The organism is Devosia sp. Leaf64, assembly GCF_001421945.1.
In the GTDB taxonomy this organism is placed as follows: Bacteria; Pseudomonadota; Alphaproteobacteria; order Rhizobiales; family Devosiaceae; genus Devosia.
This window is the reverse complement of the sequence record NZ_LMLO01000012.1, coordinates 428653-445146: the sequence shown is the minus strand read 5'-3', so window position 1 is coordinate 445146 and position 16494 is coordinate 428653. Positions and strand designations below refer to the sequence as shown.

Annotated in this window: 13 protein-coding genes and 1 tRNA gene; 6 read left to right on the top strand and 8 right to left on the bottom strand. The window is 61.5% G+C overall.

The annotated features are described in order from the left end of the window. Nucleotides 1-23: 23 nt before the first annotated feature. From ASE94_RS07600 to ASE94_RS07575, 6 genes are all read right to left on the bottom strand, one after another. Nucleotides 24-99, bottom strand: a tRNA-Phe gene (locus ASE94_RS07600). A gap of 126 nt (nucleotides 100-225) precedes the next feature. Next, nucleotides 226-1356 (bottom strand): zinc-dependent alcohol dehydrogenase family protein, encoded by a 1131-nt coding sequence (locus tag ASE94_RS07595; RefSeq protein ID WP_062629862.1) that lies wholly within the window; start codon nucleotides 1354-1356, stop codon nucleotides 226-228. 122 nt (nucleotides 1357-1478) lie between these two features. Further along, a complete protein-coding gene (gene hisD / locus ASE94_RS07590) occupies nucleotides 1479-2786 on the bottom strand; it encodes a histidinol dehydrogenase (RefSeq protein WP_062629861.1) in 1308 nt (435 codons plus the stop codon). Between the two features lie 32 nt (nucleotides 2787-2818). After that, nucleotides 2819-3817 (bottom strand): ABC transporter permease, encoded by a 999-nt coding sequence (locus ASE94_RS07585; protein ID WP_062629860.1) that lies wholly within the window; start codon nucleotides 3815-3817, stop codon nucleotides 2819-2821. Continuing rightward, nucleotides 3814-5445 carry a sugar ABC transporter ATP-binding protein gene (locus tag ASE94_RS07580; protein WP_062629859.1) on the bottom strand — a complete coding sequence of 544 codons (1632 nt, stop codon included), beginning with the start codon at nucleotides 5443-5445 and terminating at the stop codon, nucleotides 3814-3816. The genes ASE94_RS07585 and ASE94_RS07580 overlap by 4 nt, the downstream gene beginning before the upstream one ends. Beyond that, nucleotides 5445-6563, bottom strand: coding sequence for a sugar ABC transporter substrate-binding protein (locus tag ASE94_RS07575; protein ID WP_082461053.1), 1119 nt, complete (start codon nucleotides 6561-6563; stop codon nucleotides 5445-5447). Before ASE94_RS07575 ends, ASE94_RS07580 begins: the two co-directional genes overlap by 1 nt. Before the next feature lie 265 nt (nucleotides 6564-6828). Here ASE94_RS07575 and ASE94_RS07570 point away from each other — a divergent pair, with 265 nt between their 5' ends. Further along, nucleotides 6829-7902, top strand: a complete 1074-nt coding sequence (locus ASE94_RS07570) for a LacI family DNA-binding transcriptional regulator (protein ID WP_062629858.1) — start codon at nucleotides 6829-6831, stop codon at nucleotides 7900-7902. A gap of 25 nt (nucleotides 7903-7927) precedes the next feature. On the opposite strand, the gene ASE94_RS07565 is transcribed toward ASE94_RS07570, so the two are convergent. After that, nucleotides 7928-9721: a hydantoinase B/oxoprolinase family protein gene (locus ASE94_RS07565; RefSeq protein WP_062629857.1), complete on the bottom strand. Its 1794-nt coding sequence runs from the start codon at nucleotides 9719-9721 to the stop codon at nucleotides 7928-7930. Nucleotides 9722-9726: 5 nt separating this feature from the next. Further along, the gene (locus ASE94_RS07560) at nucleotides 9727-11784 is read right to left on the bottom strand and encodes a hydantoinase/oxoprolinase family protein (protein ID WP_062629856.1); all 2058 of its coding nucleotides are present in this window, start codon (nucleotides 11782-11784) and stop codon (nucleotides 9727-9729) included. A 202-nt stretch (nucleotides 11785-11986) separates the two neighbouring features. Between ASE94_RS07560 and leuC the strand changes: the two genes are divergently transcribed. The 5 genes from leuC to ASE94_RS07535 are packed head-to-tail and all read left to right on the top strand — an operon-like array spanning nucleotide 11987 to nucleotide 16488. After that, nucleotides 11987-13399 carry a 3-isopropylmalate dehydratase large subunit gene (gene leuC / locus ASE94_RS07555; RefSeq protein WP_062629855.1) on the top strand — a complete coding sequence of 471 codons (1413 nt, stop codon included), beginning with the start codon at nucleotides 11987-11989 and terminating at the stop codon, nucleotides 13397-13399. Then, on the top strand, nucleotides 13399-14049 hold the full coding sequence (gene leuD / locus ASE94_RS07550) for a 3-isopropylmalate dehydratase small subunit (RefSeq protein ID WP_062629854.1): 651 nt from the start codon (nucleotides 13399-13401) through the stop codon (nucleotides 14047-14049). Before leuC ends, leuD begins: the two co-directional genes overlap by 1 nt. Continuing rightward, nucleotides 14046-14681 (top strand): isochorismatase family protein, encoded by a 636-nt coding sequence (locus tag ASE94_RS07545; protein ID WP_062629853.1) that lies wholly within the window; start codon nucleotides 14046-14048, stop codon nucleotides 14679-14681. The genes leuD and ASE94_RS07545 overlap by 4 nt, the downstream gene beginning before the upstream one ends. Further along, nucleotides 14681-15562, top strand: coding sequence for an isocitrate lyase/PEP mutase family protein (locus ASE94_RS07540; RefSeq protein ID WP_062629852.1), 882 nt, complete (start codon nucleotides 14681-14683; stop codon nucleotides 15560-15562). The genes ASE94_RS07545 and ASE94_RS07540 overlap by 1 nt, the downstream gene beginning before the upstream one ends. After that, on the top strand, nucleotides 15559-16488 hold the full coding sequence (locus ASE94_RS07535) for a 3-hydroxyacyl-CoA dehydrogenase (RefSeq protein ID WP_062629851.1): 930 nt from the start codon (nucleotides 15559-15561) through the stop codon (nucleotides 16486-16488). The genes ASE94_RS07540 and ASE94_RS07535 overlap by 4 nt, the downstream gene beginning before the upstream one ends. Nucleotides 16489-16494 lie beyond the last annotated feature (6 nt).

The window sequence follows — 16494 nt, the reverse complement described above, 5'->3', positions numbered from 1 at the left end:
ATTTGAAATGTAAGGGAAAAGAGTGGTGCCCGAGACCGGAATCGAACCAGTGACACGCGGATTTTCAATCCGCTGCTCTACCAACTGAGCTACTCGGGCATTCTAGTCGCAGCGCTGAGCTGCAAGCCATCGGCCTTATAGGGTAAGTGATTTTTCGGTGCAAGCGATAAGAGCGACTGTGGAAATCTTTAAGTGCAGGCCGAGAAGTGTCGACCGGCCAAGGGCTTAATGCCCCATGGTGACAACGCCACGCAGCAGGCTTCCCTCCCGCAATTTGTCAAAGCCGGCATTGATCTCGCTGAGCGGCATGACCTCGGACAGCAAGCGATTCACCGGCAGGATGCCGCGCTTATAAAGCCGCACGAAGCGCGGAATGTCGCGCGCTGGCACGCATGAGCCCAAATAGCTGCCCCGTATGGTTTTTTCTTCGGCGACAAGATTGACGGGGGAGAAGGCAAAGCTCGCCGTTGGTGCCGGCAGGCCACCAGTCGTCAATTGCCCGCCGCGCCGCACGATTTGATAGCCAGTTTGCAGCGCCGCCACTGAGCCTGCGAGCTCAATGGCATGATCGACCCCGCCATGCGTCGCTTCCTTGATGACGTCGACAACGCCCTCGGCAGTGGCCTGGAACACGTCCGTTGCGCCCATGCTGAGCGCCAGATCGAGCTTTTCGCGGGATAGGTCCACGGCGACGATCTGCTCGGCTCCCGCCGCCTTGGCGCCCATCAGCGCCGCCATGCCGACGCCGCCAAGCCCAATGACCGCGACCTTATCGCCCGGCGCGACCTTGGCCCCATTGAAGACGGCGCCGACGCCTGTCAGCACGGCGCAGCCGAAAAGCGCCGCTTCTTCAAAGGGAAGCGACTTGTCGATCTTGACCAGCGAACGCCGCGACACCGTCGCATATTCGGCAAAGGCCGAAACGCCGAGATGATGATTGAGCGCGTGGTCATGCTCATGCAGTCGCCGCTCGCCAGACAGCAACACCCCGGCACCATTGGCCGCCGCGCCCGGAATACAAAGGGCAGGGTGCCCATCCGAGCAACATTCACACGACCCGCAGCTCGGCACGAAAACGAAGACCACGTGATCGCCGACTGCAAGATCATCTATCCCCGGTCCCAGCGACTCAATTATCCCCGCCGCTTCGTGTCCCAAGACCATGGGCAGAGGTCGCGGTCGATTGCCGTCAATCACCGAGAGATCGGAGTGGCAAAGCCCCGCCGCCATCACTTTCACCAGCACCTCGCCCTGACCCGGCCCACTGAGCTCAATCTCGCCGACCCGCAGGGGTTTCGAGATCGCGTATGGCGCGGAAAGACCGGATTGCTCGAGAATGGCAGCGCGAATTTTCATGAGGGATTTCTCTACTCTGCGGTCCAGCCAACGGCCAGGCCCAGACGCCGACCAGCCCCGGTCACGAGGGCGCATTTGCCGTAGAGGCGGAAGTTGGGAAATCGAGGCAGGGTCATGCTGGTTTACTCGGCGGCGCTTGCATAGGGGACGTTGCGACCGCCGAAGCGGCGTACGCGGACATTGGCTTGTTCGGCATGTCCGGCAAAGCCTTCGAGCATAGACAGCCGGGAGCCGTAGGCGCCGATCTTGGCGCTCGCGGCGTCCGTCGTGATTCGCTGATAGGTGCAGGTTTTCAAGAACTTGCCGACCCAGAGCCCGCCGGTGAAGCGGCCTGCGCGCTTGGTGGGCAGGGTGTGATTGGTGCCGATGACCTTGTCGCCAAAGGCGACATTGGTGCGGGCGCCGAGGAACAGCGCACCATAATTGGTCATGTTGTCGAGGAAATAATCGGGGTCATGGGTCATGACCTGGACGTGCTCGAAGGCAAGTTCATTGGCAACGGCGAGCATTTCTGCATCATCGGCGCAGAGGATGACTTCGCCATGGTCGCGCCAGGATACGCGGGCGATTTCGGCCGTTGGAAGAATGGTCAGCAGGCGCTCCACCTCGGCCATGGTTTCGCGGGCGAGCTTTTCCGAGGTGGTGAGCAGAATGGCCGGTGAGGTCGGGCCGTGCTCGGCCTGGCCCAGAAGATCGGTGGCGCATATTTCGGCGTCGACCGTGCCATCGGCGATGACGAGGGTTTCGGTTGGGCCGGCAAAAAGGTCGATACCGACGCGGCCATAAAGCTGGCGTTTGGCTTCGGCGACGAAAGCATTGCCGGGACCGACGAGCATGTCGACTGGCGCAATGGTTTCGGTGCCAAGTGCCATGGCGCCGATGGCCTGCACGCCGCCGAGAACGAGGATTTCATCGGCGCCGGCGAGGTGCATGGCGGCGACGATGGCCGGATGCGCCCCACCCTTGAATGGGGGCGCGGCAGCGACGACGCGCTTGACGCCGGCCACCTTGGCCGTCAGGACGCTCATATGCGCCGAGGCAACCATGGGGTATTTGCCGCCGGGGACGTAGCAGCCCACGGCATCGACCGGGATGTTCTTGTGACCAAGGATCACGCCGGGCTCTGTTTCGATCTCGACGTCCTGCAGCGCAGCCTTTTGGTGTTCGGCAAAGCGACGGACATTGGCCTGGGCAAAGCGGATATCTTCGAGGTCGCGCGCCGAAACCTTCGACATTGCGGCTTCGATATCCTGCTCTGAGAGTCTGAAATTTTCGGGCGACCAATTATCGAATTTGGCCGAGAGTGCGCGCACAGCGGTGTCGCCACGTGCCTCGATGTCGGCCAGAATGCCTTCAACCGTAGAGCGAACTTTGCTATCCGCCTCGGCGCGCCCGGCGGCGGCCTCAGCAGTTTTGAGATGGGTGGCCAAGATGGTCCTCCTGCGCTTGTCGCGCCTTGAATTTAGCCGAGGTCTGAGGCTTCGCGACCGCGGGTGATTTGGGAGATGGTGACTGCCAGGATCAGCGCGCCGCCATTGAAGACATTGGTGACCCAGAGCGGAATGCCGAGCATGGAAAGGCCGGTAATGCCGGTCGCGAGGAAATAGACGGCGACCAGCGTGCCCCAGGGATTGAAGCGTCCCGGCTGGATGGTGGTGGCGCCGAGGAATGCGGCGGCAAAGGCGGGGAGCAGGAAATTCAGGCCCGAATAGGGATCGGCCGAACCCAGCACGCCTGCATAGAGAATGCCGGCAGCCGAGGCCAGAACGCCCGACATGACCAGGGCGCCGACGCGCACGCGATTGACGGCGATGCCGTTGAGCCGGGCAACTTCACGCCCGCGCCCGACGAAGAGCAGCTTTCGCCCGAGGGGGGTGTAATCGAAAATGTACCACATGATCAGCGCGGCGGCCAAAGCGTAGTAGAAAGCGTAGGGAATGCCGAAGAGGCGATATCCGACTGCGGCCATGATCAGGTTGTTGTCGATGCCGCCAATGGTCGAGGAGTTGGTCATCCATTGCACGGCGCCACTCATCAGCGAGGTAGAGCCAAGGGTGACGACCAGCGAGGGCACGCGGAAATAGATGATGAAGAGCGCGTGGAAGAGCCCAACCAGCACACCCATTGCCAGAACGATGCAAAGCACGAGGCCGATCGGCATCTGGTGCCAGACATTGAGGACGCCGATAGTCGAGGCGGAGAGCGTCAGCGTCGCGCCGACAGAGAGGTCATAGTCGCCTGCCGTCAGCGGAATGATGATCGCCAATGCCAGCAAGGCTGCCGGGGCATAGGAGGCGAACATGATCGAAAAATTGCCCCAGTTAAAGAAGGCCGAGGGCATCGCGGCGCTGAAGAGGCCGATGATAACAACCCAGACCAGCAGCAAGGCGATGCGCTCGAACTGGCGCGTGAGATTGACTGCGGGGTTGGCGGCGGACGGGGTGGAGAGGGCGTCGGTCATGATGCAACCCGCGAAGATTGGGATGGGGTGGAAAGGGGCGCGGCTGTGGCGTAGCAGGCTTCGGAAATGCCATCCTTGGTGACGGCATCGCCCGAGATTTCGGTGCAGATGCTGCCCTTGGAAAAGACCAGAACACGATCGCAGATCTCGGCCAGCTGTTCGGCCTCCGAGCTGGCGCAGATAACCGACATGCCCTTGGCTGCAGCGGCGCGGAGCGCGGCAAAGATCTGCTGGCGGGTGCCGACATCGACGCCCTGGGTCGGTTCGTCGAGAAGCAGGAGGCTGGGCGAGCGGTTCATCCAGCGCGCAATCAGCACTTTTTGGGCATTGCCGCCTGAGAGCGCTGAAAGTTTGAGGCCGGGGTCATTGGGGCGCACTTCAAAGGTTGTGCCCAGCGATTTGGCCTCGCGCACCATGGCGCCATTGCGCAGGAACCCGCCGCGGAAAAAGCGGGAAACATCGGGCAGAAACATGTTGTCGACGATAGGGAGGCTATCGACGCCGCTCGCGCCCTGGCGGTCACCAGGCAAAAGGGCAAAACCCATGTCGATGGCGGCCTTTGGCGACAGCGTCTTCTGGTCGAACGCCTTGCCGCCCTCGACGGCGATCGTGCCGGAACGCGCAGGATGTGCGCCAAAGACGAGATAGGGCACTTCGGCATAGCCCGAACCGATGAGGCCGGTAAGCCCGAGGATTTCGCCCTTGCCCACATCGATGTCGGAAGGCTGCAGCATCTTGCCGGCGAGACCAGAAATGCGCGCATAGACCGGGCGGCTGATGGCGGGACCGGCGGGGCGCTCGGTCTTGGTAAGGCTGCGGCCGACGATCATCTTGACGATGGTCTCGTGCGTCGCGTCGGCGCGCTTCAATTCGCCGGCCATGACGCCGTCGCGGAGGACCGTGATGGAATCGGTGATTTCCATGACCTCGTCGATGTCATGGGAAATGAAGATAACACTCGAGCCCGAGTGGGTGATCGAGCGCACCATATCAAAGAGCTGGGCCACGCCGGCCGCCGGGAGAAAGGGCGTCGGTTCGTCGAGGAGCACAAGGCCGGGGCGGCCGGTGACGGCGCGCGAAGCTTCGATTTCTTCGAAGGCGCGGACGATGGCGAGCAAAGCGCGCTGCACCGGAGTCAGGCGATCGACGCGCTCACTGGGGTCGATATCGAGGCCAAAGCGGGCCAGCGCCTGTCGAGTCGCGCGCTCCTCGGCGGACCAGTTGATATAGGCGGACTTGGCCGTGGTCAGCGGCACGAGGCGCAGATTTTCCATCACCGTCAGCGACGGGATGAGGCCCAAATTCTGATGGACGAAAGCCATGCCGAGCCGACGATAATCGCCGGGCTTCAAGGGGAGGCTGACGCGTTCGCCGTTGAATTCCAGCGTGCCGCCCTCGTCGGGCGCGTGGAAGCCGGCGAGGATTTTGACGAGCGTCGATTTGCCGGAGCCGTTCTTGCCCAGAAGTCCATGGACCTCGCCGGGCATGACCTTGAACGAGACGTTCTGCAGCGCCTTGGCGCCGCCAAAGGTCTTGGAGATATTGGACACCGACAGCACCGGGAGCGCCTGAGGCGCCCCCGGATGGTTGGTCGGATCGAGGAGTGCGTGATCCGACAGTGCGGTCATTATTCAAGGCCCCAGAGCTTGCGGAAGCCGGACTTGTAGGCATCGCCATAGCCGGTATCGAACTGGGCCGGAGTGCCGGCTTCGGCAATGTTGTTCTTGTCGAAGATATAGAAGGGCACGTTGAGCGCGGTCGGCGTCGGCAGGTCGCAAGCATCGCGCAAGTGACCGTCGATCGTTGCGTAGGCGATCCAGTCGAGGCTTTCCCCGATGTCCATATCGGCCAGGCCTTGGGCGATATAGTCAAGCACGAAGGGCGTGCCATTGAAGGTCGCGAGCTTGACTTCACCGGTCTTGCCGGCAAGGCGCAGCGCGGGAACGACGAACTGGCTCATCGAGTCATAGATCGGGATCACGACATTAATGTCGGGATTGGCCTGCACCGCGGTCTGCACGGCTGGCTGGATCTTGGTGCCCCATTCGGTCACGCCGACATTGATCTCAGTGACGATCTTGCAGTTCGGGCAATTCTCGGCGAGCTGCTTCTTGAAGTTTTCAACGAGCGGAATGGTCGGCGGCACGTCGGTCGAGATGACCAGCGCGACATTGGCCTTGCCTTCTGTCGCGACAGTCGACCAATCGGCGAGGATCGTGCCGATTTCACCGAAACCGATGGTCAGCGAGCTCGATACCACGGGGTGCTGTTCGAAGCTCGGGTCGTAGAAGTGCGAGGTCATGACCTTGACGCCGGCATCGCTGGCAGCTTGGAGCTGCGGGGCGACGGTGGCCGGATCGATACCCGAGATCAGGTCAATGATGTCGTATTTTTCGCGCGTTGCGAGTTCGATGCCCTGGACCCACTGGCTCGGCTGGCCCTGGTTTTCCCATTCACGCACTTCAAGGCCGACTTCGGCGCCGGCCGCCTTCATGCGGTCGATGATGCCCTTGAGGAAGGGATTGCCGCTATTGTTGGGGATCGACATCATCTTCTTGCCGGCCGCGCAAGTCTTGGCATCGAAGGCGTCGCCAGGAGCAACGAATTCAGGCTTTGAGGTATATTTGGCGATATTTTCCTTGGCCCGAGCCAAGCCGTCGCTCGCCTCGTCTGCAGAGGCGGCCCCTGCAAAGCCAACAAGCATGGTCAAGGCGCCAACCGACGCGAGCAGCGCGCGTTTGTTCATGAGAGTCTCCCTGTATCCGGCCATCGAACCCCCCTCGGGCTATGATGGTGAATGCGTATTCATAGGAGCGCAACTCATTACCCAAGTCAATTCCCGTTCTAAAAATCTTTGGCGAGAATTCTTGTATCGGCGAGCCGTTTTTGCAGGCGAGATGCACAGCAAGCGTGCAGGTTTGCATTGAAACCCAGCGCGGCTGGGATTATCGATAGGTGAAGGGCGAGGAATGCATGCGCATTCTGACGGCAGGCCCCCGGAAAGAAAATTGATGGCGCGGAAAAGCTCCAGGTCAACTTCGTTCGATGTCGCCGCTTTAGCCGGCGTTTCTCAATCGGTAGTCTCGCGGGCCTTCACGCCCGGCTCGCGCATAGCGGACGAAACCCGCACAAAAGTGCTCGAAGCTGCGCTCAAGCTTAACTACGTCCCGAACTCCATTGCCAGCAGCCTGACGACGAAACGCACCAATATCGTCGCGCTGATCATCGGTAATCTCGACAATCCCTTTTACGTCCACGTTCTCCACACTTTTAGCCGGCGCTTCCAGGCACAGGGGCGGCAGGTGCTGATCTTCACCGTCGAGCCGAATTCGGAAAGCGACGAGGCGATCATGCATCTCCTCAAATATCAGGTGGACGGCGTGGTCTTGACCGCGGCGCAACTTTCGACCCGCATGATCAGCCTCTGCCATGATCGCGGCATCCCGATCGTACTGTTCAATCGCTATATTCCGGGCTCCGATGCGTCCGGCGTGCGCTGCGACAATGTCGCGGGCGGCGCGCTGATTGCCGAGGCTTTCCTTGCCGCCGGCGCGCAGAATTTTGCGCTGATCACCGGCGATTTGAAGGGCACAACCAGCGGTGATCGTGTGCGTGGTTTCGTTGAGCGCCTGCTCGATGGTGGCGTAAAGCGCTCCCAGATCGTCGAGGTGCATGGGCATTCCTCCTATGAGGGGGCCTTCAACGCGACGATCAAGCTGATCCGCGACAAAAGCCGCGTGCGCCCCGACGCTTTGTTCGGGGTTAACGACATCATGGCCATGGGCGCCATCGATGCCCTGCGCCATCGCCTCGGACTGCGCGTGCCGGAGGATCTGATGGTCGGCGGCTTCGACGATATCCCCGAAGGCCGCCGCGCGCCCTATCAGCTGACGACCGTGCGACAGCCGATCGAGCAGATGGTGGATGAAACCCTGTCCATCCTCCATCTCGACGATCCGACCGAGCCTATCCCGCGCGGCATTGACCGGCCGATCAAGGGGCGTCTGATCTGGCGCAGTTCTATCCCGGTGCCACCAGCCTATCGGGGCGAAGCGGAAGCTGCGAAAAACGAAGACGAGAAATGAAACGGGGCCTTTCGGCCCCGTTTGCTTATTCTGCTGCCTGGGGTTCCGGTGGCGTGTAGCCGAAGTCGAAAGCCGGCGGCTCGCCGCGTTCTTTCTTGGTGGCGTCGCGTAGTTTTGCAGTGGCCGCCACATCTGCCTCGTTGTCCTCGGTCAGGATGACGCCATAGGATTTCTCCGCCTGTTCGCGAGAGACGAGGCCATAGCGCACGTCGCGGGCGACGATCTCGGCGGCGCGTTCGAGCGGATCGCCCCAGCCACCGGAACCGGCGGTCTTGAACACGACGCGGTCGCCGGGGTTGACCTTGAGATTGTCGATCTTGGACGGGATGCGGGTCGGTTCGGTTTCGCCGTTCTTGATCACCCATTTGCTCGATGTGCCGCCGTGAAGGCCGCCATTGATGCCCCAGGGTGGCACGACTTCGCGGTCGTCATGGATCGAGACCTGGCCCTTTTCGAGCAGGCGATAGACCTTTTCGATGCCGGCGCCACCTCGATGAAGGCCGGGACCACCGGAATCCTGGATCGGCTGATAGCGCTCGATGAGAACGGGATAGTAGTTCTCGATATATTCGATGGGGGTCGCCGAAAAGAGCGGCCACCAGGCGTGACCGTCGAAGCCATCACCCTTTGGTCGTCCCGGCACCCCGCCGAACAGCAATTCCATGAGCTGGAAGTACTTGTTTTCCTTGTCGGTGCCCGAGAAGATGAAGTGCGGGCTCGTGCCGTAGCCGGCAGCCATCGACAGCTGCGGCACGAACTTGCCGAGCGCGCCGGCCTGACAATCGAAGAAGCGCGTGTGGGTGTTGAGGCGGTTCGAAAGCGCTGCCGGGAAGCGCGGATTGAGCAGACTTCCTTCCGGCAATACGATCTCGAACAGGTCATAAAAGCCTTCGTTGAACAGCACCGAAGGGTCGAACGACATGATCATATAGACGCCGAAGAAGAGCTTGCAGAGCCCTTCATGGATATGAAAGTTGATCGGGCCTTCCGCCTGCGCATCGGTGCCTGTCCAGTCAAACACGGCCACATCGCCGCGGCGGCAGATGGTCAGCGTCATCTTGAACGGGCCATTGCCGAGGCCGTCGTCGTCGACATAGTCGGTGAAGCTCACCGGCTCTTCCGGAATGTATTTCCGGATGACGACGCGCATGGCTTCGCGGGTGCGTGCGAGAAGCATGTCGCAGGCGGTCATATAGGTCTCGCGGCCAAAACGGTCGCAGAGTTCCCTGACGCGCGTGCCCGCGGTGCGGCAGCCGGCGATCAGCGCCATGAGGTCGGCCCTGTTCATGTCCGGGGTGCGCGAATTGTTGAGCATGATGTCGAGGACACCCTGGTTCAATTCGCCCTTGGAGTAGATCTTGACTGGCGGAACGCGAAGGCCTTCTTCCCAGATGGTGCGGGCATTGGCCGGCATCGAGCCCGGTACGGTGCCGCCGACATCGACCATGTGGCCGAAGATCGAGGAGAAACCCACGAGAACCTTCTCGTGGAAGATGGGAAGCATCACACACCAGTCATTGTTGTGCGAGATCGAGCCCTTTGAGGCATAGGGGTCGTTCCAGACGAAGATATCGCCTTCGTTCACATCGCCGCCGAACTTTTCGACGACGGACGGAATGTAGGAGCCGAACTGGCCGACGATCATCTGCCCGCGTTCATTGCAGATCATCGGGAATTCGTCGTGCTGCTCGCGGATTACCGGCGAGAGCGAAATGCGCACCACGACGCCATCCATTTCATAGCGGGCGTTCTTGAGTGCGTTCTCGATGATATCGAGGGTGATCGGGTCGACGGTGGTTGTCTCGGTTGCGTTGGTCATGGCGCTCAATTCCCCTTCGAAACGGGCCAGATCAGGATATTGCCGTGCGTATCGATCTCGGCGTAGTGCGCCGGGAGAAGCACGGTCGTAGTGTCGTATTGCCGGATGATTGCCGGGCCTTCGACGCGCGAGCCGACGCCGAGCTTGTTGCGGTCATAATGGACCGTGTCCTGCCAGGCGCCGTTGAAATAGCCCGGGCGCGTCTCGATGATCGCGGCCTTGACGTCGGTCGAGGCGGCTTCGGCGTAGGACTCTTCCACGGGCTCCGTGGCGCCGCGGGCAACGACGCGCATGGCGACGAGTTCGACCGGAACGGTGAAGCGCACGCCATAGAGGCGTTCGTGGATATCGTGGAAATCAGCGAGGGTCTGCGTCAGCGCGCCCTTGTTATGGACGTCTGCAGCGCTGACCGGCACCGCCACTTCAAAGCCCTGCTGCTCATAGCGAAGATCGAGTGAATAGGTGATCGAGGCATCGGCATCCGTCACTTCCTGTTCGGTCAGCCAAGTCTGCGCCTTCGCCTCGAGTTCGGCGAAACGGCTCCAGACTTCCGATGGGTCGAGACCCACGGTCGAGCGAATATAGGTCTGCACGAATTCGTTGCGGAAGTCGGCCTCGAGGAAGCCGAGCGCACAGAGCACGCCCGGATTGGGCGGCACGAGCACCGGATAGCAACCCAAGAGTTCGGCCATGGCATTGCCATGGAGCGGGCCGGCGCCGCCAAAAGCGACGATGCCGAATTCACGCGGATCAAGACCGCGCTGCACCGTGATGACGCGGAGTGCGCCAAGCATGACTTCATTGGCGATGTCGATAATGCCCTTGGCTGCGTCTTCTGGGGAAAGGCCGATCTGCTGGCCAACATTGGCGACGGCTTTGCGGGCGCCTTCGACGTCGAGCTTCATTTCGCCGCCGAGCAGCACGGGCGGCAGATAACCGAGCACCACATTGGCGTCGCTCACGGCCGGTTCAGTGCCGCCACGCCCGTAGGAGACCGGACCCGGACGGGCGCCGGCACTGCGCGGTCCGACGCGGAGCGAGCCGGTCAGTTCGGAAACGTCGGCGATCGAACCGCCGCCGGCGCCAACGCTGCGCACGTCGAGCGTCGGCACCTTGGCCGGGAACATGCCGACTTCGGTCGAGCGCGAAATGGTAGCGTCACCGTCGATGATTACGGCGACGTCGGTCGACGTGCCGCCCATGTCGAAGGCGAGCAGTTTCGGGAAACCCGAGCGGCGAGAGAGCATCATTGTCGAAGTGACGCCACCGGCTGGGCCGGAGAGCACGGTATGAACCGGACGTTCTGACGCCGCCGCAGCGCTCATCAGTCCTCCATCCGAGCGGACGATATGAAGACGCGCGGTGACGCCATTGTCGGCTAGGCGATCTTCGATGCGCGAAAGGTAGCGCTTCATGATCGGGCGGACATAGTCGTTCATCACAGTGGTGATGGCACGGTCATATTCGCGGAATTCGGGGAGGATTTCTGACGAGAGCGAGACCGGGATATCGGGAAAACGCTGGGCCACGATATCGCGCAATTGGCGCTCATGGGCGGCATTGGCATAGGAGTGCATAAGCGAAATGGTCAGCGCTTCGATGCCCGAGGAGCAGAGATCGTCGATCAGTGCGGTGGCCGCCGCCATGTCGAGTTCGCGAACGACTTCGCCGCGCGCATTCATGCGCTCGGGAATTCCGCGGGTATCGGCGAGCGAGGCCAATGGATCGGGTTTTTCCATATTGATCCAGCCAAAGAGCGGACCCGGGGTCCAGGCCTTGGCGAGATGGAGCGTATACTCGAAGCCCTCAGTGACGAGGAGCCCGACGCGCGAGCCCTTGCCTTCGAGCACCGCATTGGTGGCGACGGTCGTGCCGTGCAGGATCAGGTCGATATCGGCTGGCGAAATCCCGGCCTTTTCGCAGATCAGCTTCACGCCTTCGACGACGCCGATCGACTGATCCTCGGGCGTTGAAGGGGTCTTGGCCTGAAAGGTTCGCCGGCCTTTCTCATCGTGAAGGAGCAGGTCGGTGAAAGTACCGCCAACGTCTACGCCCAATCTCATAATTCATCCCTTGTCTTAGTCTTCCCCGTCACGCATGCACCCTCATCCAATTGGATATTGCATGCGCATTCACACCAGCATAGATTGGGGTTTGACATCTTCGCAAGTGCAAAGATTGTGGGCCTCTCCAGATTCTTGGACTGGCCTGCGGAGGCTGCACCACTACACTTCATGAATAGGGTTTCCTGGTCTCGGCGGGGCTATGAGCGCACTCACTCTCTATGACAAGGTTTGGCAGCAGCACGTCGTCAAGGACTATGACGACGGCACCAGTCTGCTTTACATCGATCGACATCTCGTGCAGGAGGTTTCGAGCCCGCAGGCCTTTGCTGGCCTTGTGGCGGAAGGCCGGAATCTCGTGCGTCCTGCGGCTCATATCGCCGTTGCGGACCATGCGGTTCCGACCCGGTTGCGCCATCTGCCGCTGCCCGATGGTCTCGCCTCGCGCCAGGTTTCGCGGCTTGAGGCGAACTGTGAGCGCTTCGGTGTCCACTATATTGGCATGAACGATAACCGGCATGGCATCGTCCATGTCATCGGGCCGGAGCTGGGCTTTACGCTACCTGGCATGACGCTGGTTTGTGGCGATAGTCACACCTCGACCCACGGAGCTTTCGGCGCCATTGCCTTCGGCATAGGCGCCAGCGAGTGTGAATGCGTATTCGCAACGCAGACCCTGCGGCAGAAGAAGCAGAAGACCATGCGGGTGACGCTCAATGGCGCGCTGCAGCCGGGTGTCGCAGTCAAGGATATCATCTTGGCGCTGATCGCCAAGATCGGCACCAATGGCGGCGTCGGCCACGCCATCGAATATGCCGGACCGGCCATCGCGACCCTCTCGATGGAAGCGCGCATGACGCTGTGCAACATGTCGATCGAGGCGGGCAGTCGCGTTGGCATGGTGGCGCCGGATGAGACGACCCTCAACTATGTGCGCGGCCGCAAGCTTGCGCCGACGCGGGACATGCAGACCGCAGCCGGAGCCCACTGGCTGAGTCTCAGCAGCGATGCCGATGCCAGCTTCGATCGCGAAGTTGAGCTCGATGTTTCCGCACTCGTGCCGCACGTCTCCTGGGGCACCAATCCCGGCGAAACGGCGCCGGTTTCCGATCGCATTCCCGATCCCGCGCTCGAAGCCGATCCGGTCCGTCGCGCCAAGATGGAGCGGAGCCTTAAATATATGGCGCTTGAACCGGGCATGAAGCTCGACGAAATCGCTATCGATCGCGTCTTCATCGGCTCCTGCACCAATGGCCGCATCGAGGATCTGCGTCTTGCCGCCCAAGTGGTCGAGGGCCGGCATGTTGCGTCCACGGTCGCCGGCATCGTCGTCCCGGGCTCAGCCACCGTGCGAATTCAAGCCGAAGCGGAAGGGCTCGACCGCATCTTCAAGGATGCCGGTTTCGAATGGCGCGACTCGGGTTGCTCGATGTGCGTCGCCATGAACGATGACCGCCTCGCCCCCGGCGAGCGGTGTGCGTCCACCTCCAACCGGAATTTCGAGGGTCGGCAAGGGCAAGGCGGTCGAACCCACCTGATGAGCCCCGCCATGGCCGCGGCCGCCGCGATCTCGGGCCATCTCGTCGATGTGCGCACGCTGGGGAAATCTGCCTGATGGAAAAATTCGTTACCCTCACCAGCGTCGCGGCACCTTTGCCCGAAGCCGATGTCGATACCGATATCATCTTTCCCGCCCGCTTCCTGCTGCTGCTCGATAAGACCGGCCTCGGCAAGCACCTCTTCCATGAGCGTCGGCACCGTCCGGACGGCACGAGCACGGATTTTATGCTCAACGTTCCTCCGTTCAACGAGGCCAAGATTCTCGTGGCCGACGCCAATTTCGGCTCCGGATCGAGCCGCGAACAGGCTGTGTGGGCGCTGGCCGATTTCGGCATCCGCTGCGTCATCGCCCCGAGCTTTGGCGAAATCTTTTATTCCAATTGCTTCAAGAACGGCGTTCTTCCCATCGTCATCACTGGCGAGGCCCATGCCAATGCATTGGCAGCGGCTGCCAGTTGCGAGCCGTTCTCGATAGATCTCGAGAGGCAGACGGTCACCCTTCCCAATGGCCCCTCACTGTCTTTCGAGATCGATCCATACCGGAAGGCGGCGCTGATGCTCGGTCTCGACGAGATCGGCGAAATCCTGGCGCAGGATGCCGCCGACATCGCCGCCTTCGAAAAGCGCCATCGCGCCTCCCAGCCCTGGCTGTTCTTAGATGATGGCCGGCTCGACACTCTCTTCAGCCAGACGGACAAAGCATGACCGAGCAAGACCTGTCGCAAAACTACAAGGGCGCCTTCGGCAAGCGTATCGGTTTCGGCAAGAAGCCGGCGCTGATCATGATCGATTTCGTCGAAGCCTATTTCGATCCCAGCTGCTCGCTCTATGCCGGCACCGAAAGTGCCCTCGAAAGCGGCTTGCGGCTCCAGGACGTGGCGCGCGAAGTCGGCGTGCCGGTGATCTATACCAACGTCGTCTACAACAAGACGGCGCTCAATGGCGGCCGCTTCTATCAGAAGTCGATGACGCTCCATCACTTCCTTGAAGGCAGCCCCATGGGCGCCTGGCCCAAGGGTCTCGTGCCGGCTGAGGATGAACTCGTCATCTCCAAGCAATATGCCAGCGCCTTCTTTGGCACCTCGCTCGCCTCGACGCTGACCTCGCTCGGCATCGACACCCTGATCCATACCGGCGTGTCGACCAGCGGCTGCATTCGCGCCACCTGCGTCGACTGCAATTCGCACGGCTTCATCCCGATCATCGTGCGCGAGGCTGTGGGTGATCGTCATCCCGCGCCGCACGAAGCCAACCTCTTCGACATGGACGCCAAATATGGCGACGTCGTCTCCGAAGCCGAAACCATTTCATATCTCAGAAATCTAGGACGAAATTGATGAGCAAGCCCTCCCTTAAGGCCGCTCTGGCCTCCGGCCAGTTCGTGGTCGCTCCCGGTATCCATGACATGATCACCGCCGTGGTCAGCAACAAGGTCGGCTTCGATTTCGTCTATGCCTCGGGCTATTGGATGACCGCCTCGGCCTATGGCCTGCCCGATGCCGGTATCGCCAGCTACACCCAGATGCTCGATCGCGTTGCCACGCTCTGCCGCACTGCCAATGCCGCTGTGATCGCCGATGCCGATACCGGATATGGCGGGCTTCTCAATGTGCACCACACCGTGCGTGGCTTTGAAGAAGCCGGCGTCACCGCCATCCAGATCGAGGACCAGGAATTCCCCAAAAAGTGCGGCCATACGCCGTTCAAGCGCGTCGTGCCGATGATCGACATGGTGGAAAAGGTCAAGGTCGCCGTCGAAGCGCGCCGCAATCCGGAAACCCTGATCATTGCCCGCACCGATTCTCGCCAGACCGATGGCTTTGAAGGCGCGCTCAAGCGCGGTATCGCCTATGGCGAAGCCGGCGCGGATATCGTCTTCCTCGAAGCACTCGAGAGCGAACAGGAAATGCGCGATGCCTGCGCGCGCGTCAGCAAGCCGATGATGGCCAATATGGCCGATGGCGGCAAAACGCCGATCCGCTCCAAGGCCGAACTCGCCGATATCGGCTATAAGCTCGCGATCTTCCCCTCAGCCACCGGTCTTGCCGCCGCCGCCGCCGCCGAAAACGCGCTGCAGGTTTTAAAGAACGAAGGCACGTCCAATTCGCCGAACTCGAAGCTTTTCAACTTCGGCGAATTCAACACGCTGATTGGGTTTGAAGAAGTTTGGGACTTCGAGCGTCGCTGGGCCCGTCCGACCACGACGGCTGCCGAATGAGCGCCGTCGCCTGTATCGGTGCCGGTACGGTCGGCCGCGCCTGGGCCGTCGTCTTTGCCCGCGCCGGCTATGATGTCAGGCTCTACGACGCCATAGACGGCGAAGTCGCGCGCACCGCCATTCCCGGTGCGCGCCGCACGCTTGAGCTTCTATGGGAGAACGGCCTGCTTACCGAAGACATCGATACCGTCGTCAGCCGCATCAGCGCCGCCGGCTCGATTGCCGAAGCGGTGGCCGATGTCATCTTCGTGCAGGAAAGCGTGCGCGAAGACGTCGCCGTCAAACGCGACGTTTTTGCGGAAATTGCTGCCCATGCGCCGGCCGACGCCGTCCTCGCGTCGTCAACTTCGGCAATTCCCGGCTCGGATTTTCTGGGTCACTTTGCCCATCCCGAACGCGCCCTCGTCGTCCATCCGGTCAATCCACCATCCCTCATCCCGCTGGTCGAACTTTGCGTTACGCAATGGACGGCGCCCGAAACCGTCGCCAAGGCCCGGGCCCTCATGACCGAAGCCGGCATGCGGCCGATCGTGCTCAAGAAAGAAATCGACGGCTTCATCCTCAATCGCCTGCAGTTCACCCTCGTTGCCGAGGCGCTGCATCTGGTGGGCGAGGGCTACTGCACCCCCGAGGATATCGACGCTGTCCTCACTGATGGCCTCGCGCTTCGCTGGGCCTCTATCGGCCCCTTCGAGGTCGCGCACCTCAATGCCCCCGACGGTTTTCAGGGCTTTATTGACCGCCTCGGCCCGATGATGCGCCGCATGGGCGAAGCGGCGCGCACCGATTACGATTGGACGCCGGAGCAGATCGCGTCAGCACATGCGGAACTTGCCGAGCGCGTACCGATTGACTCCATTGCCGAGCGCCAGGCCTGGCGCGATCGGCAAATCCTGGCCCTCCGCCAGCTCAAGCAGAAGCAGTAATTTTAG